This window comes from Streptomyces sp. NPDC029292 (genome assembly GCF_055569295.1).
Genome location: NZ_JBVHXR010000042.1, coordinates 15,278 through 39,542, shown reverse-complemented (window position 1 = coordinate 39,542; position 24,265 = coordinate 15,278). Strand labels below are relative to the sequence as shown.

The 24,265-nt window shown below is 70.7% G+C and carries 25 protein-coding genes and 1 pseudogene; 13 read left to right on the top strand and 13 right to left on the bottom strand.

From position 1 onward, the window contains the following. Positions 1-126: 126 nt before the first annotated feature. Both ACZ4WS_RS46570 and ACZ4WS_RS46565 read right to left on the bottom strand, forming a co-directional pair. Positions 127-894 (bottom strand): alpha/beta hydrolase family protein, encoded by a 768-nt coding sequence (locus ACZ4WS_RS46570; protein WP_467990105.1) that lies wholly within the window; start codon positions 892-894, stop codon positions 127-129. A gap of 196 nt (positions 895-1,090) precedes the next feature. Continuing rightward, positions 1,091-1,540: an ATP-binding protein gene (locus tag ACZ4WS_RS46565; RefSeq protein ID WP_467990103.1), complete on the bottom strand. Its 450-nt coding sequence runs from the start codon at positions 1,538-1,540 to the stop codon at positions 1,091-1,093. 93 nt (positions 1,541-1,633) lie between these two features. On the opposite strand from ACZ4WS_RS46565, the gene ACZ4WS_RS46560 reads away from it, so the two are divergent. After that, a complete protein-coding gene (locus tag ACZ4WS_RS46560; protein WP_467990101.1) occupies positions 1,634-2,482 on the top strand; it encodes a helix-turn-helix domain-containing protein in 849 nt (282 codons plus the stop codon). After that, positions 2,442-2,720 (top strand): DUF397 domain-containing protein, encoded by a 279-nt coding sequence (locus ACZ4WS_RS46555; RefSeq protein ID WP_467990099.1) that lies wholly within the window; start codon positions 2,442-2,444, stop codon positions 2,718-2,720. The genes ACZ4WS_RS46560 and ACZ4WS_RS46555 overlap by 41 nt, the downstream gene beginning before the upstream one ends. On the opposite strand, the gene ACZ4WS_RS46550 is transcribed toward ACZ4WS_RS46555, so the two are convergent. Continuing rightward, positions 2,704-3,873, bottom strand: a complete 1,170-nt coding sequence (locus ACZ4WS_RS46550; protein WP_467990097.1) for a steroid 3-ketoacyl-CoA thiolase — start codon at positions 3,871-3,873, stop codon at positions 2,704-2,706. The genes ACZ4WS_RS46555 and ACZ4WS_RS46550 overlap by 17 nt on opposite strands. Positions 3,874-4,140: 267 nt before the next feature. On the opposite strand from ACZ4WS_RS46550, the gene ACZ4WS_RS46545 reads away from it, so the two are divergent. Then, positions 4,141-5,385, top strand: a complete 1,245-nt coding sequence (locus tag ACZ4WS_RS46545; protein WP_467990095.1) for a cytochrome P450 — start codon at positions 4,141-4,143, stop codon at positions 5,383-5,385. Positions 5,386-5,457: 72 nt separating this feature from the next. Here ACZ4WS_RS46545 and ACZ4WS_RS46540 read toward each other — a convergent pair whose 3' ends face one another. After that, positions 5,458-6,453 carry a GlxA family transcriptional regulator gene (locus ACZ4WS_RS46540; protein WP_467990093.1) on the bottom strand — a complete coding sequence of 332 codons (996 nt, stop codon included), beginning with the start codon at positions 6,451-6,453 and terminating at the stop codon, positions 5,458-5,460. A 74-nt stretch (positions 6,454-6,527) separates the two neighbouring features. Here ACZ4WS_RS46540 and ACZ4WS_RS46535 point away from each other — a divergent pair, with 74 nt between their 5' ends. Together ACZ4WS_RS46535 and ACZ4WS_RS46530 are read left to right on the top strand one after the other, a co-directional pair. Then, entirely contained in the window at positions 6,528-7,127 is a 600-nt protein-coding gene (locus ACZ4WS_RS46535) for a cysteine hydrolase family protein (protein ID WP_467990111.1), read from the top strand. A 240-nt stretch (positions 7,128-7,367) separates the two neighbouring features. Then, positions 7,368-7,613, top strand: a pseudogene (locus ACZ4WS_RS46530) (hypothetical protein); the annotation flags it as partial. Here the strand turns inward: ACZ4WS_RS46530 and ACZ4WS_RS46525 are convergent. Then, the gene (locus tag ACZ4WS_RS46525; protein ID WP_467990091.1) at positions 7,567-9,627 is read right to left on the bottom strand and encodes a bifunctional glycosyltransferase 87/phosphatase PAP2 family protein; all 2,061 of its coding nucleotides are present in this window, start codon (positions 9,625-9,627) and stop codon (positions 7,567-7,569) included. The pseudogene ACZ4WS_RS46530 and the gene ACZ4WS_RS46525 overlap by 47 nt on opposite strands. A gap of 379 nt (positions 9,628-10,006) precedes the next feature. On the opposite strand from ACZ4WS_RS46525, the gene proP reads away from it, so the two are divergent. The 3 genes from proP (at position 10,007) to ACZ4WS_RS46510 (ending at position 13,420) form a co-directional block, all read left to right on the top strand. Further along, complete coding sequence (proP, locus tag ACZ4WS_RS46520) at positions 10,007-11,395, top strand: glycine betaine/L-proline transporter ProP (RefSeq protein ID WP_467990089.1); 1,389 nt, start codon at positions 10,007-10,009, stop codon at positions 11,393-11,395. Between the two features lie 110 nt (positions 11,396-11,505). Beyond that, on the top strand, positions 11,506-12,639 hold the full coding sequence (locus tag ACZ4WS_RS46515) for a DUF2330 domain-containing protein (RefSeq protein ID WP_467990109.1): 1,134 nt from the start codon (positions 11,506-11,508) through the stop codon (positions 12,637-12,639). Positions 12,640-12,748: 109 nt separating this feature from the next. Beyond that, positions 12,749-13,420, top strand: a complete 672-nt coding sequence (locus ACZ4WS_RS46510) for an O-methyltransferase (protein WP_467990087.1) — start codon at positions 12,749-12,751, stop codon at positions 13,418-13,420. A gap of 41 nt (positions 13,421-13,461) precedes the next feature. Here the strand turns inward: ACZ4WS_RS46510 and ACZ4WS_RS46505 are convergent, their stop codons facing one another. Next, the gene (locus ACZ4WS_RS46505) at positions 13,462-13,857 is read right to left on the bottom strand and encodes a hypothetical protein (RefSeq protein WP_467990086.1); all 396 of its coding nucleotides are present in this window, start codon (positions 13,855-13,857) and stop codon (positions 13,462-13,464) included. Positions 13,858-13,976: 119 nt separating this feature from the next. On the opposite strand from ACZ4WS_RS46505, the gene ACZ4WS_RS46500 reads away from it, so the two are divergent. Next, positions 13,977-14,399, top strand: coding sequence for a DnaJ family domain-containing protein (locus ACZ4WS_RS46500; RefSeq protein WP_467990084.1), 423 nt, complete (start codon positions 13,977-13,979; stop codon positions 14,397-14,399). A gap of 62 nt (positions 14,400-14,461) precedes the next feature. On the opposite strand, the gene ACZ4WS_RS46495 is transcribed toward ACZ4WS_RS46500, so the two are convergent. From ACZ4WS_RS46495 to ACZ4WS_RS46480, 4 genes are all read right to left on the bottom strand, one after another. Further along, entirely contained in the window at positions 14,462-15,073 is a 612-nt protein-coding gene (locus ACZ4WS_RS46495) for a hypothetical protein (protein WP_467990083.1), read from the bottom strand. Between the two features lie 14 nt (positions 15,074-15,087). Next, entirely contained in the window at positions 15,088-15,792 is a 705-nt protein-coding gene (locus ACZ4WS_RS46490) for a hypothetical protein (RefSeq protein ID WP_467990081.1), read from the bottom strand. Between the two features lie 81 nt (positions 15,793-15,873). Next, a complete protein-coding gene (locus ACZ4WS_RS46485) occupies positions 15,874-16,293 on the bottom strand; it encodes a nuclear transport factor 2 family protein (protein WP_467990080.1) in 420 nt (139 codons plus the stop codon). A gap of 88 nt (positions 16,294-16,381) precedes the next feature. Beyond that, a complete protein-coding gene (locus tag ACZ4WS_RS46480; protein WP_467990078.1) occupies positions 16,382-17,101 on the bottom strand; it encodes a helix-turn-helix transcriptional regulator in 720 nt (239 codons plus the stop codon). Positions 17,102-17,220: 119 nt separating this feature from the next. On the opposite strand from ACZ4WS_RS46480, the gene ACZ4WS_RS46475 reads away from it, so the two are divergent. Beyond that, complete coding sequence (locus tag ACZ4WS_RS46475; RefSeq protein ID WP_467990076.1) at positions 17,221-17,754, top strand: GNAT family N-acetyltransferase; 534 nt, start codon at positions 17,221-17,223, stop codon at positions 17,752-17,754. 36 nt (positions 17,755-17,790) lie between these two features. Here the strand turns inward: ACZ4WS_RS46475 and ACZ4WS_RS46470 are convergent, their stop codons facing one another. Then, positions 17,791-19,971, bottom strand: coding sequence for an MDR family MFS transporter (locus tag ACZ4WS_RS46470; RefSeq protein ID WP_467990073.1), 2,181 nt, complete (start codon positions 19,969-19,971; stop codon positions 17,791-17,793). A gap of 532 nt (positions 19,972-20,503) precedes the next feature. Here ACZ4WS_RS46470 and ACZ4WS_RS46465 point away from each other — a divergent pair. Next, on the top strand, positions 20,504-20,626 hold the full coding sequence (locus ACZ4WS_RS46465; protein ID WP_467990072.1) for a hypothetical protein: 123 nt from the start codon (positions 20,504-20,506) through the stop codon (positions 20,624-20,626). Next, positions 20,614-21,387 carry a peptidoglycan-binding domain-containing protein gene (locus ACZ4WS_RS46460; protein ID WP_467990070.1) on the top strand — a complete coding sequence of 258 codons (774 nt, stop codon included), beginning with the start codon at positions 20,614-20,616 and terminating at the stop codon, positions 21,385-21,387. Before ACZ4WS_RS46465 ends, ACZ4WS_RS46460 begins: the two co-directional genes overlap by 13 nt. Before the next feature lie 131 nt (positions 21,388-21,518). Here ACZ4WS_RS46460 and ACZ4WS_RS46455 read toward each other — a convergent pair whose 3' ends face one another. Both ACZ4WS_RS46455 and ACZ4WS_RS46450 read right to left on the bottom strand, forming a co-directional pair. After that, positions 21,519-22,184 (bottom strand): HAD family hydrolase, encoded by a 666-nt coding sequence (locus ACZ4WS_RS46455; protein ID WP_467990068.1) that lies wholly within the window; start codon positions 22,182-22,184, stop codon positions 21,519-21,521. Between the two features lie 244 nt (positions 22,185-22,428). Beyond that, complete coding sequence (locus ACZ4WS_RS46450; RefSeq protein ID WP_467990066.1) at positions 22,429-23,010, bottom strand: TMEM165/GDT1 family protein; 582 nt, start codon at positions 23,008-23,010, stop codon at positions 22,429-22,431. A 545-nt stretch (positions 23,011-23,555) separates the two neighbouring features. Between ACZ4WS_RS46450 and ACZ4WS_RS46445 the strand changes: the two genes are divergently transcribed. Beyond that, the gene (locus tag ACZ4WS_RS46445) at positions 23,556-24,200 is read left to right on the top strand and encodes an HNH endonuclease family protein (protein WP_467990064.1); all 645 of its coding nucleotides are present in this window, start codon (positions 23,556-23,558) and stop codon (positions 24,198-24,200) included. Positions 24,201-24,265: the final 65 nt, after the last annotated feature.

The following is a 24,265-nucleotide window of genomic DNA, read 5'->3' as shown; positions in this document are numbered from 1 at the left end:
ACCGAGCGCCCGCATCTTCCTCCCCGAACCCCCCCCCCCCCCCCCCCCCCCACACACCACCCCCCCCCCCCCCCCCCCCCCGCTCCCCCCCCCCCCCCCCCCCCCCCCCCCCCGCGGCCACTCAGGTCAGGCTGACGCGGTGACTGCTCCGCCGAGGTGCCGGGCGAAGAACCGGACCGCGCTGTCGACCTCGAACCGGGGCAGCTCCTTGTGCTTGCCCGAGTTCACGTGCAACGACTTCTCCTTCGAGGCGAAGGCGTCGAACAGCGCGAGACCCTCCTCGCGCGAGATGTGCTCGTCGTCCCACTGCATGTCGAACTCGATCGGGATGGTGATCTGCTTCGCCTTCTCGGCCAGGACATCGGGCCAGTGCTGACCGAAGACCGCGGCGCTGATCCTGGGTTCGATCGCCACGAACGGTACGCCGATCGCGGTGCCCATGTTGATGCCCCAGAAGCCGACCAGCCCGTCGGTGCCGATCTCCGGGAGTTCTTGCAGGGCGTCCAGGGTCGCCTGGTACTCGGGCACGGCGAGCTCCGCCAGGTGGTCGTTGTAGCGCACGACGATGGGGCCTTCCGGCTCGCCCGCCGCCCTCGCCCGGAACAGCTCGGCGATTTCCGCCTCGTCGTGCGCCGTGCGCGGCCGGTCGCCGTGACCGGGCGCGTCGATGACGGCGACGTGGAAGCCGCAGCCGGTCACGACGCGCTGGGCGCGGCCGGACATCGCCGGGTGCTTCTTGTGGTTGCCGCCGCCGTGGGCCATCAGGATCAGGGGCGCGCGATCGGCCGTACTGGAGGCCGGCGACCACAGAACGCCGGGGACGTCGCCCACGGTGAAGTCACGTTCGAGCATGCCGTTCGATGATGACTCGGCGGTGTACTGCAGAGAGTGCATAGGTGGTGCCTTTCGGGAGTGCCTTGTTATCGAGGCGCTCCCGGCGACACCTACGTCAATCGCCGGCCGTGACGGCAAGGGGGAGCACCCACATGGATACAGCATTCATGGGTCTCACCTCCTCGGACGGTGTCACGGTCGACTGGAAGCTACCAGCCCGACCGCGATCCCGCCCACCCCTTTTTCCGCCACGTGATCACAACTCCAGACAGGCTCCCTGGTCACTGCCTCCGCACTCGAACCACACCGTCTTGCCGCCCTCGCCCCCGCTTCCGGGTTCCACACCCCACTTGTCCACCACCGCGTCGAGCAGCAGGAGCCCTCGGCCGTTCTCCGCATCCGGCCACAACTCAGCTGGAACAGCAGGGAGTTCAGGGGATCCGTCCGTGACCTCCACGCGCACTCCGGTCACCTGCCGCAGCACCAGCAGCCCACAGCGCCGGTCCGGGACATGGCGTACGACGTTGGCGATCAGCTCGGTCACGCCCAGTTCCACGGCGTCGGTCAGCTCCGCCAAGTCCCACTCGTCCAGTAGCGAGCGGACGATCCGCCGGATGTGGCGCGCCGAGTGCTCACCGACGGTGAGGCGCATGCCGTACTGGGCGGGGCGGGGGCCCAGGAGGGTGGGGGGAAAGTATTCGTTCACGCTACGAGGTTGACCTCGCGTGACTACCCTCGGCTACGGAATGGATACAACCGGTCCCGCTGTGGGCCGAGTTGCGCGAGAAGGGGCCCCCGCGTGACCCACATCAACGTCCTCGATCCGGGCGCATCGCCGCTCGACTACTACGGGTTCGAGCTGCGCCGGTATCGGGAAGCCGCCGGGCTCACCCAGAAGCAGCTGGGCAGCGTCATCAACTACACCGGCTCCCTGGTCGGCCAGATCGAGACGGCACGGAAGCTGCCGACACCGGAGTTCAGCGAGCGCACGGACGCGGCGTTGGGGACCGACGGGCTGCTGTCCCGGCTCGTGGAGCTGGTGCTGCGCAGCCAACTCCCGGCGTGGTTCCAACAGGTGGCGGAGTTGGAGGTGCGGGCGGCAGAGATTTCCGTATTCCAGCCGCAGTTGGTGCACGGGCTGTTGCAGACGGAGGCGTACGCACGAGCCGTATTCGGCGCCGTGGACGACAGCGACCTGGACAACCGGACTGCCGCACGTATGGCGCGACAGCGCATCCTGAAGAAGGCCAAGCCGCCCGTGTTCTGGGCGGTGTTCAGCGAGACGGTGCTTTACCAGGAGATCGGCGGCCCGGAGGTCATGCGGACTCAACTGGCCAGACTGTTGGCCTTCGAGAGGAGCCCGCGCGTGAACATCCAGGTGCTGCCGTTCGCGGTGGGCACTCACGCAGGATTTCCGGGGTCGTTCGACCTCTTCCGGTTCTCGAACGATCCCGCCATCGTCTACAGCGAGGACTACGAGACGGGGCATGCGACCGCCAATCCTGATGCGGTCGAGTCCCGTTCGCTCCGTTACGATCACTTGCAGGCCGCAGCCCTGTCCATCAAGGACACCGCGAAGCTGATCCGGCACGTGATGGAGGAACGCTATGGGCAGCAACTCTCATCTGACCGGCGCCCGGTGGCGTAAGTCGAGCTATAGCACTGACACCGGCGGCTCCTGCGTCGAGTGCGCGCCGCTCGGCCCCCTGGCCTGGCGCAAGTCGACGTACAGCAGCGACCAGGGCGGTGACTGCGTCGAGATCGCCGAAATCCACAGCGCCGCCGTAGCCGTACGAGACTCAAAGACCCCGGCGGGGCCCATCCTCACCTTCGACCCCGCCGCCTTCACCACGTTCGCCGAGTGGAGCGCTACAGCCGCTGGATGATCGTGCCGGTAGCCAGCCCCCCACCCGCACACATCGTGATCAGCGCGAATTCCTTGTCCCGCCGCTCCAGTTCATGCAGCGCGGTCGTAATGAGCCGCGCCCCCGTCGCCCCCACCGGATGCCCGAGCGCGATCGCGCCCCCGTTCACGTTGACCTTCTCCAGGTCCTGCTCGAAGACCTGAGCCCAGCTCAACACCACTGAAGCGAACGCCTCGTTGATCTCCACGAGGTCGATGTCCTTCAGCGACATCCCGGCCTTGCCCAGCACGGCCCGTGTCGCGTCGATCGGCCCGTCCAGGTGGAAGTGCGGGTCCGAACCCACCAGCGCCTGGGCGACGATCCGCGCACGCGGGCGCAGCTTCAGCGCGCGTGCCATCCGCTTGGACGCCCACATGATGGCGGCGGCGCCGTCCGAGATCTGCGACGAGTTGCCCGCCGTATGGACGGCCGTCGGCATCACGGGCTTGAGGCGGGCCAGACCCTCCATGGACGTGTCGCGCAGCCCCTCGTCCCGGTCGACGAGCCGCCACATGCCCTGCCCTGCCCGCTGCTCGTCCTCCGTGGTCGGCACCTGCACGGCGAACGTCTCGCGCTTGAAGCGCTCCTCCGACCAGGCGATCGCGGCCCGCTCCTGCGAGATCAGCCCCAGCGAATCGACGTTCTCCCGCGTCAGGCCCCGATTCCTCGCGATCCTCTCCGCCGCCTCGAACTGATTGGGGAGGTCCACGTTCCACTCATCCGGGAACGGCTTCCCGGGCCCGTGCTTGGACCCCGACCCCAGCGGCACCCGCGACATCGCCTCGATGCCGCAGCTGATCCCGACGTCGATGACACCCGCCGCGACCATGTTGGCGACCATGTGCGAGGCCTGCTGCGAGGACCCGCACTGGCAGTCCACCGTCGTGGCCGCCGTCTCGTACGGCAGGCCCATGGTGAGCCAGGCGGTCCGCGCGGGGTTCATGGACTGCTCGCCGGCGTGGGTCACCGTGCCGCCGACGATCTGCTCGACGCAGTCGGCGTGGATGCCGGTGCGGCCGAGGAGTTCACGGTAGGTCTCGCCCAGGAGATAGGCGGGGTGGAGGTTGGCGAGCGCGCCACCGCGCTTGCCGATGGGGGTGCGTACGGCTTCGACGATCACGGGTTCCGCGGCCATGGGCCCAGGTCCTCTCCTCGCTGACCCGCGCAGCGCGGGGCGTCCCGGCCCACCCACCGCGCAGAACTAGAACGCGTACTAGTTCTGTGTGCAGTCTGCTGAGCACACCCCCCGCGCCGCAAGGGTCGTGCAGCTCCCGAAGTCGCGATCTGCACGAATCCCGCACGTAATTCGAGGTGCCGCGCCCCTTGCGACTTGTAGAACCCGTTACTACCTTCACGGCAATTCCAAGTTCCTGATGGACCGTCAGAATGGCAGGAGTTGCCGATGCCCTGTCCAGCGCTGCCCGACGGGTTCGACTTCACCGATCCCGATGTGCTGCACCACCGCGTGCCCCTCCCAGAGTTCGCCGAGCTGCGCCGGGTCGAACCGGTCCGCTGGATCCCGCAGCAGCCGGGTATCGCCGGGTTCGAGGACGAGGGCTACTGGGCCGTCACCCGGCACGCGGACGTCAAGTACGTGTCGACGCATCCTGAGTTGTTCTCCTCCTGGGTCAACACCGCCATCATCCGCTTCAACGAGCACATCCAGCGTGAGCAGATCGAGGTGCAGCGGCTGATTCTGCTGAACATGGATCCGCCCGAGCACACCCGGGTCCGGCAGATCGTGCAGCGCGGCTTCACCCCGCGCGCCATCCGCGCCCTGGAGGACGCCCTGCGCACCCGCGCCGGGCAGATCGTCGAGCGCGCGCTCGCGGGCGTGGGACCGGGCGGATCCTTCGACTTCGTCACCCAGGTCGCCTGCGAACTGCCGCTCCAGGCGATAGCCGAGCTGATCGGCATTCCGCAGGACGACCGGGCCAAGATCTTCGACTGGTCCAACAAGATGATCTCGTACGACGACCCGGAGTTCGCGATCACCGAGGAGGTCGGCGCCGAGTCGGCCACCGAACTCATCTCGTACGCGATGAACATGGCCGCCGACCGCAAGCAGTGCCCGGCCAAGGACATCGTCACCAAGCTGGTGGCGGCGGAGGACGAGGGGAACCTGGCCTCGGACGAGTTCGGCTTCTTCGTGCTGGTGCTGGCGGTCGCGGGCAACGAGACCACCCGCAACGCGATCACGCACGGCATGCACGCCTTCCTCACCCACCCCGAGCAGTGGGAGCTGTACAAGCGCGAGCGCCCGGTGACCACCGCCGAGGAGATCGTCCGCTGGGCGACCCCGGTGGTCTCCTTCCAGCGCACCGCCACCCAGGACCTCGAACTGGGCGGGCAGCACATCAAGAAGGGCGACCGCGTCGGCATCTTCTACTCCTCCGCCAACAACGACCCCGAGGTCTTCGACCGCCCCGACGTCCTGGACATCACCCGTGACCCGAACCCGCACCTCGGCTTCGGCGGCGGAGGCCCGCACTTCTGCCTCGGCAAGTCCCTGGCCACCCTGGAGATCGACCTGATGTTCAACGCGATCGCCGACGCGATGCCCAACCTGCGCCTCGCCGGCGACCCTCGCCGCCTCCGCTCCGCCTGGCTCAACGGCGTCAAGGAACTCCAGGTCAGCCCCGTCTGACACGCGACACACTCGGGCCGGCGGCCTCCCGGTTTCCGTCGGCCCGTCTCGCGGGAGGCAGGGGCATCCCCCCTACGCCCCGCCCCTGCCTCCCCCAGGGTCCATCGCGAACGACGTGCGATAGGCGCGCGGGCTGGTGGCGAGCCTGGCGGCGAAGTGCTGCCGCATGGTCACCTCGCTGCCGAACCCGGCCCGGCGGGCGATCTCCGGCATGGGCAGGCTCGTGCGCTCCAGGAGCTTCTGGGCGGCCGCGATGCGCTGGTCCAGAAGCCAGCGCAGCGGAGTCGTCCCGGTGGCCGCCGCGAAGTGCCGCGCGAAGGACCGCGGTGACATCCCGGCGCGGGCGGCGAGGTGGGGCACCGTGAGCGGCTCGTGGAGATGCTCCAGGGCGTACGCGCGTACGGCGGCCAGCGCGTCCGCGTCGCGGTCGGCGGGCGCGGTGGGATGTTCGATGAACTGGGTCTGGGTCCCGGTCCGGAACGGCGCGGTGACCATCGAGCGGGCGACCGCCGCGGCGGCCTCCGCGCCGTGGGCGGTACGGACGAGGTGCAGACAGAGGTCGATCCCGGCGGCCGTACCGGCGGCCGTCCAGATGTTGCCGTCCTCGACGAACAGGGCGTCCGGCTCGATCCGCACCCGCGGATGGCAGGCCCGCAGCAGGTCGATCAGGTTCCAGTGCGTCAGGGCGCGGCGGCCGTCGAGCAGCCCCGCCTGGGCGAGCGTGAAGGCGCCGCCGCACAGCGCGGCGATGGTGGTGCCCCGGGCATGGGCGCGGCGCAGCGCCTCCAGTACGGGCTCCGGCGCGGGGGTGACGTGGTCGTCGAGGCCGGGGACCAGGATCAGCTCGGCCCGGGGCAGCCAGGCCAGGGTCCGGTCCGGGGCGAGGGCGAGCCCGCCGCGCATCGCCACGGGTGCGGGATCGGCGGCGACCCGGCGCAACTCGAAGGCCGGTACGCCGCGGTCGGTGCGGTCCACACCCCAGACCTCGGTGATGACGCTGACGTCGAAGGCCCGGATGCCCGGGAAGGCGAGGAGGGCGATGCGATGGTGGTGCGGCGGCCGGGTCACGCTGGCAGTAAACCATCGAACGCTGTCTTTTCGCCCCCTGGGGCGGGCCCGTGGAACACGACACCATCATCGGCATGGAGATCGTCACGGAAATTGCAGAGAACACGGCGCTGGTAGTGGTGGACGTGCAGAAGGGCTTCGACGAGTCGGAGTTCTGGGGCCCGCGCGACAACCCGGCCGCCGACGACAACATCGCCGCGCTCATCGCCGCCTGGCAGGAGACCGGCCGCCCCGTCGTCTTCGTACGGCATGACTCGGCCAAGCCGGACTCGCCCCTGCGGCCGGGGTACGCGGGCAACGACTTCAAGGAGTACGTCGAGCAGCGGCGCGGACTGGGCAAGGGCCCGGAGCTGCTCATCACCAAGAACGTGAACTCGGCGTTCTACGGCACACCGGACCTGGACGCCTGGTTCAAGGCGGCGGGCATCACCCGGTTCGTCGTGGCCGGAATTCAGACCAACATGTGCGTGGAGACGACGGCCCGCATGGGCGGCAACCTCGGCTACGAGGTCCTGTTCCCCCTGGACGCCAGCTACACCTTCGACCTGACGGGCCCGTTCGGCTGGCACCAGACGGCCGCCGAACTGGCCCGCGCCACCGCCGTGTCCCTGCACGGCGGCGGCTTCGCCAAGGTGGTGACGACGAAGGAACTGGTGGCTGCTGCCCGGTCCTAGCGTCACTCCGGTTCAGGCAGGAGGCATGGTCGCGCGGTTTCCCCGATGAACGCGTCCGGTCCCTTTCGCGTCTTCCCCCGTGGCACAGCCAACCCACACCTTCGAAGACGTCGAACGGAAACGCCGAGCCGTGGTCTCTGCCGAACTGACCGACCTGACCCCCGTCCGGCCGGACCATGCGGCACCGTCCCGGAACCATCCCGTCCGCACGTTCCGGCGCCGCCACCGCCTCCCGCTCCGCGCGACGCGGTGCCGCTGGTGTCGGCGCCCGCGACCGTCCTGCGGACCACGAGCGCCGAGGTCGACGTGCGGGTGCCGAGGCCCGGCCCGGTGACCGTGCGGGTCGCGTACTCGCCGTGGCTGCGCGCCGAGGGCGGCTGTCTGCGCAAGGACGGCGAGTTCACGCGGCTGACGGTGTCCGAGCCGGGCGAGTACCGGATCAGCTCGGAGTACGATCCGTCGCCGGGACGGGCTCCTTCATGCTGACCGCACCGCCTTCCACGGGTTTCCTCAGCGGCCTCGGCCGCGGGCCCTGGAGGAGGTAGGTCAGACCGAAGCCCGCGCCGACGACGGCCGCGCCGCCCACCGCGTCGAGGACCCAGTGGTTGCCGGTCGCCACGATCGCGGAGACCGTGAACAGCGGGTGCAGCAGGCCCAGCGCCTTCATCCACCACTTGGGCGCCAGGATCGCGATCACCAGTCCGCACCACAGCGACCAGCCGAAGTGCAGCGAGGGCATCGCCGCGTACTGGTTCGTCAGCGCGGTCAGCGTGCCGTAGTCCGGCTTGGAGAAGTCCTGCACGCCGTGCACCGTGTCGATCACGCCGAGGCCCGGCATCAGGCGCGGCGGGGCGAGGGGGTAGAGCCAGAAGCCGACGAGCGCGAACAGGGTGGCGAAGCCGAGCGCGGCGCGCGCCCAGCGGTAGTCGGCGGGGCGGCGGACGTAGAGCACGGCGAGGGTGGTGAGCGGGACGACGAAGTGGAACGACTCGTAGTAGAAGTCGAAGAAGTCGCGCAGCCACTCGACCTTGAACACGGCGTGGTTGGCCCAGTGCTCGATGTCTATGTGCAGAAACCGCTCGAGGGAGAGTATCTGGTCGCCGTGGTGTTCGGCGGTGGTCCGGCCGCCCTCGTTGGTGCCGCCCGTCGCCGCGAGCCTGACCTGCTGGTAGGCGGAGTAGCCGACGCGGATCAGGAGGAGTTCGAGCAGCAGGTTCGGGCGGGTGAGGACCCGGCCCAGGAACGGGAGCAGCGGCACCCGCTTCCACCGGGTGGGGACCGGTTGCGCGTAGTCGGTGGGGATCGGCTTGCGGTAGTACTCCGAGGTACGGGACAGGAACGGCACGATCGTGGCCGCGGCGAGCGCGGCGAGCAGCACCACGTTGTCGCGCAGCGGGTGGAGCGCCGCCATGTTCGGCAGCATCATCTTCGCGGGCAGCGTCACGACGAGGACGACGGCGACGGGCCACATGTAGCGGTCCGAGGTCTTCTTGCCGACCCGGCCGACCACCGCGAGCAGTACCCACAGCAGCTGGTGCTGCCAGGTCGTGGGCGACACGGCGACCGCGACACAGCCGGTGACCGCCACGGCGAGCAGCAGCTGCCCGTCCTGCGCGTAGCGCACCGCGCGGCGCAGGCCGAGGACCGCGACGGCCGCGCCGAGCAGCAGGAACAGGCCTATCTCCAGCGGGCCTTCGAGGCCGAACCGCAGCAGCGCGCCGTGCAGCGACTGGTTGGTGAGGTCGTCCGCGTCCCGGCCGAGGCCGACGCCCGCCAGGTGGTGCACCCAGTACGTGTTGGAGTCGTGCGGCAGCGCGGCCCAGGCGAGCGCGGTCAGGGCGGCGAAGGTGATTCCGGTGGACGCGGCGGCGCGGCGGCGTCCGGTGAACCAGAGCAGCGGCGCGAAGACCAGCACGGTCGGCTGGAGCGCCGCCGCGAGGCCGATCAGGACGCCGCTGGCGCGCTCCCCGCGCACGGTGAAGCAGCCGAGCAGGACGAGCAGCACCGGGATGACGCTGGTCTGCCCGAGGTAGAGGGTGTTGCGCACCGGCAGCGACAGCATCAGCAGGCTGATCGCGACGGGCGCCGCGAGCAGCGACGTACGCCGGCTCACCGGCTGCGGCAGGGCACGCGACGCGACCATGCCGAGCGCGACGACCAGCGACAGGGTGCCGAAGGTCCAGCCCCAGCCGAGGGCCTGCTCGGCCGCGCGCGTGAGGGGTTTCAGGACAAGTCCGCCGAAGGGGGTGCCGGTGAACTGCGTCGAGTCGTACAGCGACCCCTTCACATGCAGCACGCCGTTCGTGCCGACCCAGGTCTCCAGGTCCGTCAGCCGCTCCCCCTTGGGCGTGCTGAGGACGACGGCCACCTGCCGTATCGCCAGGACGGCGGCGATCACCCACAGCCCGATCCGGGTGGCGCCCAGCCGTGCCCTCGCCGAATCGGCAGCCCCCGCCCCGAATGCATTACCCGCTCGTCCGCCGTGCTCCACATTCGCCACGCCCCGCGGCCCTCCCGCCCCATTCGTCCCGTGCGTCCCACGTATCCCGTACGTCGGCCCCTATCAGGACCCTATGAGGCTCGCACTGCCCCAGTCGAGAGACGCAGGCAACCCCCTCTTCACCTGACGTCCCCCCGCCTTTTGTCCGGATGACGATAGTGCGCGGACGGTTCGGTTCCCCCCTCACTCCGCGACATAGATCACAGACCGACCCGCGAAAGGGGACTCCCAGCCGCCGCATCGCACCTGCATACGCCGCATTCATGCACACTGCGCGGTGAGTCGCGTACGGCACGTAATGCGCATGAGTGCCCCTATGGTCGCTTTTCGGCCCGCTCCCGGGTGGGCCGCGTCCCTGTCCCCGACGAAAGGCATGCCCTTGCCGTCCGCCACAGCCGTCGCGCCCGTCGTCCCCCGACCCCGGACCCCCGCACCACCGGAGGCCACCGTCACCGATCCCGCCCTGGTGAAGCGCGCCGTGAAGGCCGCCGCTCTGGGCAACGCGATGGAGTGGTTCGACTTCGGCGTCTACAGCTACATCGCGGTGACGCTGGGCAAGGTCTTCTTCCCGTCGGGCAACCCGACCGCGCAACTGCTCTCCACCTTCGGCGCCTTCGCCGCGGCCTTCCTCGTCCGCCCCCTCGGCGGCATGGTCTTCGGTCCGCTCGGCGACCGCATCGGCCGCCAGAAGGTCCTCGCCCTCACCATGATCATGATGGCGGCGGGCACCTTCGCGATCGGCCTGATCCCGTCGTACGCCACGATCGGCGTGGGGGCGCCGCTGCTGCTCCTGCTGGCCCGCCTGGTGCAGGGCTTCTCCACCGGAGGCGAGTACGCGGGCGCCTCGACCTTCATCGCCGAGTACGCGCCCGACAAGAAGCGCGGCTTCTTCGGGAGCTGGCTGGAGTTCGGCACGCTCGCCGGATACATCGGCGGCGCGGGCCTGGTCACCCTCATGACCGCCTTCCTCTCCACCGATGACCTCCTGTCGTGGGGCTGGCGGATCCCGTTCCTGATCGCGGGCCCGATGGGCATCATCGGTCTCTATCTGCGGATGCGCCTGGAGGAGACCCCGGCGTTCGCGGCGGAGCTGGAGAAGGCCTCGAAGAAGGAGAAGGACCGCCCGAAGGTGCCGCTGCGCGAGATGGTCACCGGCCAGTGGCGGGCACTTCTCCTGTGCATGGGCCTGGTGCTGGTCTTCAACGTCACCGACTACATGCTGCTGTCGTACATGCCGAGCTATCTGACCAGTGAGCTGAAGTACGACGAGACGCACGGTCTGCTCGTCGTCCTCGGCGTGATGGCGCTGATGATGATCGTGCAGCCCTTCGCGGGCGCCCTGACCGACCGGATCGGCCGCCGCCCGGTGATCGCCGCGGGCTGCGTCGGCTTCCTCGCCCTGTCCATCCCGGCCATCCTGCTGATCCGCCAGGGCAGTCTGCTCGCCGTCGCGCTCGGCATGGGCGCCCTCGGTCTGCTCCTGGTCTGCTTCACCGCCGCGATGCCCGCCGCGCTCCCTGCGCTCTTCCCGACGAAGGTCCGCTACGGCTCGCTCTCCATCGGCTTCAACGTCTCCGTCTCGCTCTTCGGCGGCACGACCCCGCTGGTGGTCACGGCGCTCATCGGCGCGACCGGGAACATGATGATGCCCGCGTACTACATGATGGCCGCGGCCGTGATCGGCGGCGTGGCCGTGTGGTTCATGACGGAGTCGGCGGGGCAGCCGCTGCCCGGCTCGGCACCGGCCGTCGAGCCCTCGGAGCGCTGACGTCGATCGTTTGCGTCGCGCCGACCTGGAACCGTAGCCTCCGTCGCGCCGTCTGAGACCCTGTCCGGCGGCACGACGGAAGGCTACGGGGGATGTTGCGCGGTATGCGTATGCGGACAGGTCTGTCCAATGTCGTACGGGGGCGGGTGCTGGCCGTCGTACTCACGCTGCTGGGGCTCCAGTTGGGGTCCCTGGTGGCACCGGCGTACGCCTGCGGGTGCGGGGCGATGATTCCGGACAGCCAACGGCACGTCACGGTGGACCGGGAGATGTCCGTCGTCCGCTGGGACGGCCACCAGGAACAGATCGTGATGAGCCTGACGGTCGCCGGGGACGCGCACGAGGCCGCGTGGATCATGCCGGTCCCGCACCGCGCGACGGTGAAGCTCGGCTCCAGCGCGCTCTTCGACCAGCTCGACAAGGCGACCGCGCCCGAGCACCGCACCCGCCACCACTTCTGGCCGGACAATGGCGACTGGCCCTTCGCCGACGACACCGAGAGCGGGGACGCCGCCCCGCTGCCCGGCGCGAAGGCACCCTCCGTGGGCGTCGTCGGCCGCGAGCGCCTCGGCCCCTTCGACGTCGCCCGCCTCACCGCCACCGACTCGGGCGCCCTCGGCGACTGGCTCGCCGACAACGGCTTCAACCTCCCCTCCCGCCTCGACACGGCGCTGCGCCCGTACGTCGACCAGGGCTGGGAGTACGTGGCGATCCGACTGGCCCCCGAGAACGCGGACTCGCCGCTCGGCGGCACCCTCGATCCGCTCCATCTCACCTTCGCCAGCGACGAGTTGATCTACCCGATGCGGCTCTCGCGCCTCGCGCAGACCCCGCAGTCGCTCGGCCTGTACGTCCTCGCCGCGCACCGCATGGAGCCGGCTTCGGCGATCGGCGGGGACCGGCCGCAGATCACCTACGCGGGCCGCGTCGCCACGACGACGGGCCCGCTGGCCCCGCTCGCCGACGGCGGCACCGACTTCCTCACCGCCATCGACCAGGAGTTCCCGCAGCCCTCGCAGATCTCCGGCGACCACGAACTGCGGCGCACGGCGACCGACACGACGTACCGCCGGGTGATCTACACGGACCGGCTCCTCACGGTGGGCGGGGTGCCGGTGTGGCTGCTGACGGTGGGTGGCGTACTGGCACTGGCCGCCGTGGCCCTGGTGATGGGCGCACGGGCCCGGAGGCGCCGCCCGATCCTGCCGCCCCCGCCCGTGCACGCACCCCCGCCGATCGGCTGACGTCACCCTGCGAACACCGGAAATCCCGCTGACAAGCACAGGCGCCGCGACTAGTTTCGTCCCGGGAACTAGTTAGTACATCTAACTAGGCATACGAAAGGCATGGTGCATGAGCGAGTCGCAGCTCTGGAACGACGTCGACGACTACTTCACCTCCCTCCTCGCCCCCGCCGACGACACACTCACCGCGGCGCTGCGCGACAGCGACGCGGCCGGGCTGCCGCCCATCAACGTCGCGCCGAACCAGGGCAAGCTGCTCCAGCTCCTCGCCGAGATCCAGGGCGCGCGCCGCATCCTGGAGATCGGCACGCTCGGCGGCTACAGCACGATCTGGCTGGGCCGCGCCCTCCCGGCCGACGGCCGGCTGATCACCTTCGAGTACGACGCCACGCACGCCGAGGTCGCCCGCCGCAACCTCGCCCGCGCGGGCCTCGACAAGATCTCCGAGGTGCGGGTGGGACCCGCCCTGGAGTCACTGCCGAAGCTGGCCGAGGAGAACCCCGAGCCGTTCGACTTCGTCTTCATCGACGCGGACAAGGTGAACAACCCGCACTACGTCGAGTGGGCCCTCAAGCTCACCCGGCCCGGCAGCCTGATCGTCCTCGACAACGTCGTGCGCGGCGGCGGGGTCACCGACGAGGCCAGCACCGACCCGAGCGTGCGGGGCACCCGGGCCGCGCTCGAACTGATCGCCACCCACCCGAAGTTGAGCGGTACGGCGATCCAGACGGTGGGGAGCAAGGGGTACGACGGTTTCGCGCTGGCACGCGTAGTGGCCTGAGGTACCTGAGATATCCGAGGTATCTGACGTATCCGAGGCCTTCACGCTTCGTGATAGAAGCCCACGTTCACGGTGCGGGGGCCGGTGCGGTCCTGGATGACGAGTTCTCCGGAGCTGCCCGCGGGGAGCTTCGCCGTCCCGCCGTACGGGAGCGGCTGGACCGGCAGGCCCGCCAGCGTCAGACGTACCTCCGCGGAGGGCTCGGAGTGGGAGCCGCGCAGCCAGGTGACCTGCCAGGTGTTGTCCGGGCCGCACAGGAACTCCAGGTGGACCCGGGACACGAACAGCCAGTCGTCGGGGGTCGCGAGACGGCACACGGCCCGGTCCCGGCCCACCCGCAGCATGGCACCGGGGTCGCTCGGCGCGTCGGCCATCAGCATCCCGGCCGTCGCACCCGCGTCCGCCCCGGTGACCGAGGCCATGGTGAGTTCGAGCACGTGCGCTCCTTCGGTTCGTGCTGGTCCAATTGTGCGTGTGCGGGGCATGGTTGGCGCACCGCCGCCGCATGATAATTCGACCGGTCGCCCCGCCGTGCGAGCTCCGGCACAATGGACTCATGACCGAGCGCAAGCCACCCGGTGTCAGCTTCGAGTCCTGGATCGACAAGCAAATCCGCGAGGCGGAGGCACGCGGGGAGTTCGCGGACCTCCCCGGCGCGGGCAAGCCGATGCCCGACGTGACCGACACGTCGTACGACGAACTGTGGTGGATCAAGCGGAAGATGGCCCGCGAGGGGCTGTCCGTGCTGCCTCCCACGCTGGCCCTGCGCAAGGAGGCGGAGGACGCGCTCGCAGCGGCTTCCGTGGCCCCCTCGGAGCGGGTCGTGCGCCGCATTGTCGAGGACATCAACGTCAAGATCCGCGAGGTCATGTTCAAGCCGCCGCCGGGACCTCCCCTCGGGCTCAAGCCGTACGACGTCGAGGAGATCGTCCGGGAGTGGCGCGAGCGCCGGGAGGGACAGCCGCCCGGTGACGACTGAGGCCGCGCCCCGGGACATGGTCCGGAACGCGGCCTCACTTGTTCCTGTGTTCCTGGCAGGGCTCAGAGCCGCAGCAGCCGCTCCGTCACCTCGCGGTAGTCCCGCAGGGTGAGCCGGAGCTGTTCGGTGTCGGCGGTCTCCTGCCAGGAGGTACGCAGCGTGCCGCGACGCCGCGCCACAGCGTCCGCGAACCGCGCGGCAAGCTCCTCCAGCACGTGATCGGCCTCCTCCACGGAGTCCCGCGGCCCGTCGACGAACCCCCCGACCGCGTGCCGCAGCCTCAGCGAGAACTTGTCGCACTCGTCCTGGGGGAGGACGCGGGTGTCGTGTGGGGGGAGCTGCCGGGTGTCGTGTTGCGGGAGCGGTCGGGCGTCGGGCGCGGTGGGTCGCCCGTGGGCCGCACCGCCTGTGCTCTCACCGGCCGCAATGCCGGCGACCTCGCGGGATGCCGGGCCGATGTTCTCGGCTGCCGCCGGGTCGACACCCTCGCGGGGCGCGGTGCCGGTGCCGGGGCGCCCCGCCTCTCCCCGGTGTGCCGTCGCGTGCTCGCTCACCGGGGCCTTCTGGCCCGGCCGGTCCTCGCGGGCCGGTGTGGCCGCTTCGGATACCGGGTCCACGCGGCCCTTCGTGGGCTCGCGGCGCGCCGTGCCCTCGGGTCCTTCACCTGATGTCATGTCCTTCATCGTTCTCAACTCCCCTTCGCCTGACGCCTGGTGAACGACCAGGGCAGGTGGGATCGGCCGTCGGGAGCGGAGCCCTCAGGGCGGGTGGGCGTGGGCGGGACGGTGGACGGCTTCGCGTCGTTGTCCGCCCGGTGGCGATGGGTGTCCTGGCGGGTCGGGGTCACCAGGTCCTCGAAGAGGGCGCGGGCCTCGACCATGGCCTCGCGCATCTCCTCGGTGCCGGCCCGGCTCTCCGGGCCGCCGTCGGTGCGGACCCGCGCCACGCGGTGCACACGGCGGTAGCCGTGGACATGGTGTCCGTGGTGGACGGAGAGCGCGGCGAGCTGCTCCTCGTAGCGGCCGCCGTCGGGGAATCCGCGCGCGCCGGCCAGCTCACCGAGCAACTGGTCCGCCTCGGCCACCGCCTCCTGCGGCGCGTCGACGAAGCGTTCCTGGGCGGCCGTCCAGCGGGCCGCGTACCGCTCACGGACCGCGGGCTCCAGCGGCCGCTCCCGCAGCGCCCCGTGCTGCCTCACCCGCTCGGCGAGGTCGCGCTCGGCGGCCCGGGCGTCACCGTCGTGCCGGGCGACGGCCCTGTCGTACTCGGGCCCGAAGCGCCGCTGCAGGCTGCGCCCGCCCTGCGGCCTTCGGACGAGGAGGGTCAGGGCGGCCGCGACAGCGACAACGGCCGCCACGATGACGATCAGAGTGATGATCACGCCTGTGGACATGGGTGCCTTCCGGGGGTTCTCGACCCAACGGGCCGGTTCCCGGACCGGGTTGCCCGGAAGGCGACCCTCAAACAGCGGCCGTCACGCGGCGAACCGCCGCAGTCCCGTCACCGACCACACGCTCACGATGCGCCCCTCCCGCACCTGGAACAGGTCGATTCCGCTCTTCTCGACGGTGTCACCGGAGTCGTCCGGCAGCGTCACGTACCAGCGGGACGCCACGCCGCCCCGCCCGGTGTCGACGAGGGGGGTGCCGTCGACGGCGAACCGCGCTCCGGGGACGGACCCGCGGAACTCCGCGACGTAGTCGACGATGGCCTGAGGCCCGTGCAGGGTGTCGGTGTCCGCCTTGTCGGGGCTGTTGCCGAAGCGGATCCGGAAGTCCGGGGCGAGAAAGCGCTCGGGGTCGCTCAAGTCGCCGTTCCACAAGGCCGTCCAGCGCTCGAAGAGCGCGATGCCACTCGCCGGGGTGAGGGCGTCGGTCGTGGTCGGTGCTGTCATGGTGCCACCATCCTTACTCTGAGTTGCCCGGAGTTCGTGGGCACCAGCCTCGGACGCGTGCGCGACAACCCCCTGTCGGTGATTGCGCTCACATGCCGAACTCTCCCAGCGACACCAAGTCCCAGCCGAATGTGTCGAGTTCGGCGAGGTCGACGGAGCGACTCGGCGCCCGTTCGTCGAGCACGACGGCCTCCCGTATCCGGTCGAGGCGGAAGCAGCGCACCCCGGACCGCAGCCGGCACCACGCCAGCAGGTACCAGTGGTCGGTACCGGCGAGGAACCCCAGCGGTTCGACGGCACGGCCGGTCACCGCGCCCGCGATGTCCGCGTACTCCAGCCGCAGCACCCGCCCGACGGCCAGCGCCTCCCGCACCGGCCCCGGCACGGTCGGCGACGAAGGCGCCCGCTCGGCCGAAGGGTGGACGAGCAGCCGTACCCGCCCCGTGAGATCGGCCGCCGCCACCCGCTCGTGCTCGGGCATCACCGCGAGCACCTTGTGCAGCGCGCTGCGCGCGTCGGCCGCGAAGGGCGTGTCCGCGAGGGCGCGCAGCCCGACGGCGAGAGCGGTCGCCTCGGCCGGAGTGATCGCCAGCGGCGGCAACGTCCGCCCCCTGTCCAGGACGTAGCCGCCGGTCCGGCCGGGTTCGGCGTAGAGCGGCACGCCCGACTGCTGCAGCGCGGCGAGATCACGCTCGATCGTGCGGACGCTGACCTCGAAGCGCCGCGCGAGTGTGCGGGCGCTGCACGGGCGGGGTGCGGCGGCGCGCAACTCCTCGACGAGGGCGTACAGCCGGTCGGTGCGGTTCATGTCAGCCGGTCCGTCCGGTCGGTGCGGTTCATGCCGACCAGTCTCGCCACACCCACTGACAGTCAGTCCGCCGAAATCCGCTTGCGGACGGGACCCGGCACCTCGCGACAATGACCGCCATGGCCCGTACGAAACCTTCGACGCCCTCGACGCCCTCGACACCTTTCTGGACCGTCGCCCCCGAACCCTTCGACTCCCCCGTCGCCGCCGCGCTGTGGCGGGCGTACTACACGGAGGTCAGCGACCGCTGGTATCTGCTGCACGAGGGGCACGCGACCGACCCGGACGAGCTGGAGCGGGAGGTCGCCAAGGAGACGGGGGCCGACTTCGCGGAGCCCACCGGAGTGCTGCTGGTCGCGCGGTACGACGGAGCGCCCGGCGGCATGGCGGGGGTGCGGATGCTCGACGCCACCACGGGTGAGCTCAAGCGGGCCTTCGTACGTGCGGACATGCGGGGCAAGGGCGGCGCGCCCCTGCTGCTCGCGGCGGCCGAGGAGGCGGCCCGCGGACTCGGTGCCGAGCGGCTGATCCTCGACACCCGCGGCGACCTCGTGGAGGCACGCGCGCTGTACGCCCGGCACGGCTACGCGGAAACCGAGGCGTACAACGACGACATCTACGCCGAGCACTGGTTCAGGAAGGAGCTGAACTGAACCGAACCGAAGTGAGCTGACTCGCTTCGCCGAGGGTTACGCCGGTGTCCCCTGCGGTCGCGGCACCGTCCCGTCGTGCGGGCGCTCCGCGTCGGACCCGCACATCTCGGCGTTCAGCTCCTCGACCAGCTTGGTGAGGTCGGTCGGGCGGTCCGGGCCCCACCAGTCGCCGAGCAGCTCGGCGAGGGACTCCTCGCGGGCCTGGGCGAGTTTCCCGGCGGCCTCGCGGCCCTGGTCGGACAGCACGAGGTCGAGTCCGTCGCGGACGGCGAGGCGGCGCTCCTCGAGCTGCCGGGACGCGGCGATCACGACGTGCAGCGGTACGGCGCTGCGCTCGGCGAGCTCCGCGGGCTCGGCCCAGCCGTACTTCTTGATCCGCAGCAGCAGCCAGCTCGCGGCGGGCAGCAGGTCGTAACCGGCCCGCGCGGTGATCTTCTCGTAGACCTGGCGCCGCCCCTCCCGGGTGCCGAGCACGGACAGCGCCCGGCACACCTCGTCGTACGACGACCGCTCGACCGGATTGCTGGCGAGCGTCTCCGTGACGTCCGGCGCCGTGACGGACCCCCGCAGCTTGTCCTCGCGCAGGAACCAGGCCAGTACGAAGCCGAGAACGGCGACGGGGGCCGCGTAGAGGAAGACGTCCGTGATGGACGAGGCGAACGCGTGCAGGACGGGCTGCCGCAAGTCGGGCGGGAGGTCGGCGATGCCCTTCGGGTCGGCCTTGAGCGCGTTCACGCTGAGGCCCGCGGGAAGCTGCTGCCCGCTGAGCGCGACCGTCAGCTTGTCGCCGAGGCGGCTCGCGAAGACCGTGCCGAAGATGGCCACGCCGAACGAGGCGCCGATCGAGCGGAAGAAGGTGGCGCCGGAGGTGGCGACGCCCAGATCCTCGTAGGAGACCGCGTTCTGCACGATCAGGACCAGCACCTGCATGACGAGGCCGAGGCCCAGGCCGAAGACCAGGAAGTAGGCGCTCATCTCGCCGGTACTGCTGTTCTCGTCGAGCTGGTGGAGCAGGAGCAGGCCGAGGGTGGTGACCGCCGTGCCCGCGACGGGGAACACCTTCCAGCGGCCGGTACGGCTGACGATCTGTCCGGAGACGGTGGACGAGAGCAGCAGCCCGAACACCATCGGCAGCATGTGCACGCCCGACATGGTGGGCGTCACGCCCTGGACGACCTGGAGGAAGGTCGGCAGATAGGTCATCGCGCCGAACATCGCGAAGCCGACGATGAAGCTGATGACGGCGGAGAGCGTGAAGGTGCGGATGCGGAAGAGCTTGAGCGGGAGGACGGGCTCGGCAGCCCTCCGTTCCACGGCGACGAAGGCCGCGATCAGGACGACACCCAGGACCGCGAGGCCGATGATCTGGGGCGAGTTCCAGTCCCAGGTGGTGCCGCCGAGCGAGGCCACCAGGACCAGGCAGGTGGCGACCGAGGCGATCAGCAGGGTGCCGAGGTAGTCGATGACGTGCTGGGCGGAGCGGACCGGGATGCGCAGCGCGGTGGCGATCACGGCGAGCGCGACGACGCCGACGGGCAGGTTGATGTAGAAGACCCAGCGCCAGCTGAGGTGCTCGGTGAAGACCCCGCCGAGCAGCGGCCCGAGCACGCTGGTCGCCCCGAACACGGCGCCGAACAACCCCTGATACTTGCCCCGTTCGCGCGGCGCGACGATGTCTCCGACGATCGCCATGGACAGCACCATCAGCCCGCCGCCGCCCAGGCCCTGCAACGCCCGGAAGCCGATCAGCTCGGGCATGTTCTGCGCCATGCCGCACAGCGCGGAGCCGATCAGGAAGATCACGATCGCGGTCTGGAACAGCTTCTTCCGGCCGTACTGGTCGCCGAGCTTGCCCCACAGCGGAGTCGCCGCGGTCGCCGCGAGCAGGTACGCGGTGACCACCCAGGACAGGTGCTCCAGACCGCCGAGGTCGCTGACGATGGTCGGCAGCGCGGTCGACACGATCGTCTGGTCGAGGGCGGCGAGCAGCATGCCGAGCAGCAGCGCGCCGATCGAGACGAAGACGCTGCCGTGCACGGTGTTGTCGCGGGCGTCGAGGGCGGCCGCGGAGCGCCGCCGCGCGGCCGCCTCGTTCACGCCGTACGCCTCGGTCACCCCGCCGACCGCGTCCGTACCGCCCGCCCCGCCCACTGCGTCGGTGCCGGACGGCGCTTCCCTGCCGGACGGCGCGTCCGTGCCGTGCGCATCCCCGGTCATACGGACCTCCCTGGGACCCGGGTCTCGGTCACGTTCCATCCTGGTCGGTGTGACCGGTTATGGCCTGTTGAGTCCCACGGAGGCCGGGATTCCGGGCAGTGCGGGGAGATTGTGTGGGGGACATCCGGATAATCTCTGGAGTTCTTCAGGGGGAGGGACCCACGCGTGACTGAACCGAACGGGCATGTCTGCCCCGAGTGCGCCACGCCCCGCACACCGGACGGCACCCCGTCCTGCGCCTGCGCCCAACGGGCGTCCGACGCCCTGCGCGAGGCCCGCACGGCGGAGGCGGCCGCGGCGGAGGACTTCGATCCGCTGCGGATACGGCCCTATGTGGAGTTGGGGGCGGGGGACGCGGGGGCGTCAGGGGCGTCAGGGGCGTCAGGGGCGTCAGGGGCGTCAGGGGCGTCAGGGGCGTCAGGGGCATCGGAGGGGTCCGGAGCTCTGGAGGGGCTTCGGGCGGAGGCGGGGGGAGGCGGGGCGCTGGGGGGAGCCAGTGGTCCGGCGAGAGCCAGTGGCCCTCAGGGAGCCGGTGATCCTCAGGGAGCCGGTGGTCCTCAGGGAGCCGGTGGTCCTCAGGGAGCCGGTGGCCCGCACGGAGCCGGTGCGCGGGAAGGCGCCGGGGTTCCGCCAGGAGCCGGTGTGCGGGCCGTAGACGCGGCTTCGGCGGGCGTCGAAGACGCCTCCGCGTCCACCATGCGCCTCGCCGCCCTGCCGTCCGAGCCGCGCGCCACCGACGTACGCCTCTTCCCGGAGGCGGAGGACACCCGGCGGCCCGGATCCCTCTCGGAACCGGACGACGAGCCGCCCCGGCGTCGGCGGCGTACCGCTCTCCTGGCCGTCTCCGGAGCCGTCGTCACCGTCGTGGCCGCGGCGGGGTTCGCGAGCGGCCTGTTCTCGTACGACACTCCCTCGCGGGACGGGGCGTTGCCGGACGACGTACGGGCGAGCGTGCCGGACGCGTCGTCCGAGGCCGCCTCGGTGTCGCCGTCCCGGAGCGCGTCGTCCGCCGCGCCGGCGCCGGTCGCCCCGGCACCGTCGCACAGCGCGAGCCCGTCGCCCTCGGCGTCCGCGTCGAGCGCGTCGGCGACGCCGTCACGGTCGGCCGACCCCACCCAGTCGCCCACGACCGCCACCGCCACCACCACCGGCTCCGCAGAGGCCCCCGGCGACGGCTCCGACAAGCTCCGCGTGCAGACCTTGCGGCGCGGCGACAAGGGGTCCGAGGTCACCGAACTCCAGCTGCGCCTGCGTCAGTTGTCCCTCTACACCGGCAAGACCGACGGCAACTTCAACAACCAGGTCGAGGACGCCGTACGCCGCTACCAGTGGGCCCGCGGCATCACCGCCGACGAGCAGGGGGTGTACGGCGGGGCGACCCGGACGAGCCTGGAGGCGGAGACGGCTGAGCCGTGAGCCTCCGGGGGCCGATTTCAGCCCGTCCGGCGTTTGAGGACGAGCGCGTCAGCGCGACAGCGGGGGTCTGGGGGCGGCACCCCCAGGTACGGGTCGGGCAGGGGCGGAGGGGGCGAGAACCGCCCCGGCCGTCAGCCGATACACACCCGAATCGCCCCGCCCCCCGCACCCTCCACCCGCACCTGCGTAAGGTCACGAACCAGCACATCCGGCCGGTGAAAACCCGCTCGAGGCCCGACCCCGACGACCCGCATCCCGGCAGCCTTCCCCGCCGAGATCCCCGCCCCGGAGTCCTCGAAGACGACACAGTCCTCGGGCGCGACGCCCAGTTCGGCGGCGCCCTTGAGGAAACCCTCGGGGTCCGGCTTGCTCGCCCCGACGGACTCGGCGGTGACGCGCACGTCGGGCAGCGAGAGCCCGGCGGCAGCCATCCGCGCGCTGGACAGACCGACGTCCGCGGAGGTCACGAGGGCGTGCGGCACCCCGGCGAGGGAGGCCAGGAACTCCGGAGCACCCGGGATCGCGACGACGCCGTCCATGTCGGCGGTCTCCTCGGCGAGCATGCGCGCGTTGTCCGCGTAGTTCTGCGCCATGGGCCGGTTCGGCAGCAGCACCGCCATCGAGGCGTAGCCCTGCCTGCCGTGGACCACCTTCATGACCTCGTCCCCGTCGAGCCCGTGCCGGTCGGCCCAGCGGCGCCAGCAGCGCTCGACGACGGCGTCCGAGTTGACGAGGGTGCCGTCCATGTCGAGCAGGAGGGCGCGGGCGGTCAGAACGGTGGGGGCCGTCATCGGCATGCTCCAAGACGCGGGAAAGGGGGCCCAGCGTGGCCCCCAGGGACAAGGCGGCCCCGCCCGCCGGTCAGGGAGTGCGGGCGGGAGCCACTTTGTTCCTCAACGATACAAAAAGTAGGGGGCACAGCGCCACCCCCTCTGACCTGCGACGCAACCAATCCGACCGGATACGGCCACCACAGCGACATCACCAGGACAGCGGAAGGACGCCGCGAACGACGTCGCACGGGCACCGAACCCCACCGACTCAGACCGTCGCCGCCTCGTACAGACCCCACACCCCGAGCCCCAGCATCAGGACCGCCGCGACCTTGGTGATGAGCCGCAGCGGCACCCGCTTCATCAGGGCCTTGCCGCCGACGATGCCGAGCCCGGCGACCGCCCAGAGCGCGAGGACCGCGCCGAGGCCGACGGAGACCGGGTCGTCGTATCGGGCCGCGAGGTTCGCCGTCATGATCTGCGTGAGATCGCCGAACTCGGCGACCAGGATGAGCATGAAGCCCGCCCCCGAGACCTTCCAGAAGCCCTGGTTCTCGGGCCGGCGGACCTTCTCCTCGTCCTCGTCCTGCTTCATGAGCAGCATCGCGGCGCCGCCCAGGAAGAGCACACCGGTGAGCGCGTGCACGATCTGCTGCGGCAGCAGGGTCAGGACGCTGCCCGCGGCGACGGCGAGCGCGACATGGAGGGCGAAGGCGGCGGCGACACCGGCGAAGACGTACGAGGCGCGGTAACGCGTGCCGAGGACGAGTCCGGCGAGCGCGGTCTTGTCCGGCAGCTCGGCCAGGAAGACGACACCGAAGACGAGCGCCATCACGCTGAAGCTGATCAAAATTCCTCAATCGGTCGGGCTGCCCCACCGAGAGTGCTGTGACAAGCGCTGCGACACCTCGGCATGGCAGCACACAGGGGCACCCGCACCGAAAGGCACGGGCAGTGCACTGCTTGCCGAAGGTCTCGCTGGCCGGCCTCTGGAACGAGGCCTGCCTCCGGGCGCCGGCTCAGGCGAGCTGAGCAGTATGTCGACGGTCCGGCGAAGAGCTACTCCCCTTCTGCACCGTCCATGCTACGCGACGGCCGCGCGGACCCCGTAGGGCCTTTGGTCCCGAAGGAGGGCGTACCCCCGCGAGCCCCGGGCCCCCGGGCTTCCCGTCCGCCAGGGCGCAGAACCTCGCTCACGCCACGAGACCCGCCACGAGTCCCGCCACAAGTTCCGCCACAAGTTCGGCGACAAGTTCGGCGACAAGTTCGGCGACAAGCCTTGTCATGTCATGTACGCGTCACTAGCTTCTCACCTGACGCACATCCCCCGGAAACAAGCCGCCGCAAGCATGTGCTCGCTCACCCCCAACGGCCCCCCACTCCAAGGGAGTTCGCATGCCAAAGGTCTACGCGCGTCGACGGCTGAGCATACTCGCAGCCCTCACCGGACTGATAGCCATGGCCGGGATTTTCAACGGCCCGACCGCCTCCGCCGCGCTCCCGACCCCGGTCAGCGCCGCCACCGCCCGCACCTACCTCGCCTCCCTCACCGTGGCGACGGAGAACCGCACCGGCTACAGCCGCGACCTGTTCCCGACCTGGATCACCATCTCCGGCACCTGCAACACCCGTGAGTACGTCCTCAAGCGCGACGGTACGAACGTCGTCACCAACTCCGCCTGCACGGCCACCAGCGGCAGCTGGTACTCGGTCTACGACGGCGCCACCTGGACCGCCGCGTCCGACCTGGACATCGACCACCTCGTCCCGCTGGCCGAGGCCTGGGACTCGGGCGCCAGCGCCTGGACCACCGCCCAGCGCCAGGCCTTCGCCAACGACGTCACCCGCCCGCAGCTCATCGCCGTCACGGACAACGTGAACCAGTCGAAGAGCGACCAGGACCCGGCCGAGTGGATGCCCCCGCTCACCTCGTACGCCTGCACCTACGTACGCGCCTGGGTCCAGGTGAAGTACTACTACGACCTGTCGGTCGACTCCGCGGAGAAGAGCAAGCTGAGCTCGGTCCTCAGCGGCTGCTGATCCGCACCGGCCCCACCGGCAAAAGCCGCGGTTCCCGGAACCTCCCCGCCGACCTCCGTCGTTCC

Excerpts from the sequence above, each read along its gene's own strand:
- ACZ4WS_RS46480 (WP_467990078.1), bottom strand. The coding sequence starts at position 17,101 with ATGAACCGCACCGACCGGCTGTACGCCCTCGTCGAGGAGTTGCGCGCC.
- ACZ4WS_RS46500 (WP_467990084.1), top strand. The coding sequence starts at position 13,977 with ATGACCGAGCGCAAGCCACCCGGTGTCAGCTTCGAGTCCTGGATCGAC.
- ACZ4WS_RS46445 (WP_467990064.1), top strand. The coding sequence starts at position 23,556 with ATGCCAAAGGTCTACGCGCGTCGACGGCTGAGCATACTCGCAGCCCTC.
- ACZ4WS_RS46470 (WP_467990073.1), bottom strand. The coding sequence starts at position 19,971 with ATGACCGGGGATGCGCACGGCACGGACGCGCCGTCCGGCAGGGAAGCG.
- ACZ4WS_RS46510 (WP_467990087.1), top strand. The coding sequence starts at position 12,749 with ATGAGCGAGTCGCAGCTCTGGAACGACGTCGACGACTACTTCACCTCC.
- ACZ4WS_RS46455 (WP_467990068.1), bottom strand. The coding sequence starts at position 22,184 with ATGCCGATGACGGCCCCCACCGTTCTGACCGCCCGCGCCCTCCTGCTC.
- ACZ4WS_RS46515 (WP_467990109.1), top strand. The coding sequence starts at position 11,506 with ATGCGGACAGGTCTGTCCAATGTCGTACGGGGGCGGGTGCTGGCCGTC.
- ACZ4WS_RS46550 (WP_467990097.1), bottom strand. The coding sequence starts at position 3,873 with ATGGCCGCGGAACCCGTGATCGTCGAAGCCGTACGCACCCCCATCGGC.
- ACZ4WS_RS46570 (WP_467990105.1), bottom strand. The coding sequence starts at position 894 with ATGCACTCTCTGCAGTACACCGCCGAGTCATCATCGAACGGCATGCTC.
- ACZ4WS_RS46555 (WP_467990099.1), top strand. The coding sequence starts at position 2,442 with ATGGGCAGCAACTCTCATCTGACCGGCGCCCGGTGGCGTAAGTCGAGC.
- ACZ4WS_RS46545 (WP_467990095.1), top strand. The coding sequence starts at position 4,141 with ATGCCCTGTCCAGCGCTGCCCGACGGGTTCGACTTCACCGATCCCGAT.
- ACZ4WS_RS46485 (WP_467990080.1), bottom strand. The coding sequence starts at position 16,293 with ATGACAGCACCGACCACGACCGACGCCCTCACCCCGGCGAGTGGCATC.
- ACZ4WS_RS46495 (WP_467990083.1), bottom strand. The coding sequence starts at position 15,073 with ATGACATCAGGTGAAGGACCCGAGGGCACGGCGCGCCGCGAGCCCACG.
- ACZ4WS_RS46535 (WP_467990111.1), top strand. The coding sequence starts at position 6,528 with ATGGAGATCGTCACGGAAATTGCAGAGAACACGGCGCTGGTAGTGGTG.
- ACZ4WS_RS46475 (WP_467990076.1), top strand. The coding sequence starts at position 17,221 with ATGGCCCGTACGAAACCTTCGACGCCCTCGACGCCCTCGACACCTTTC.
- ACZ4WS_RS46490 (WP_467990081.1), bottom strand. The coding sequence starts at position 15,792 with ATGTCCACAGGCGTGATCATCACTCTGATCGTCATCGTGGCGGCCGTT.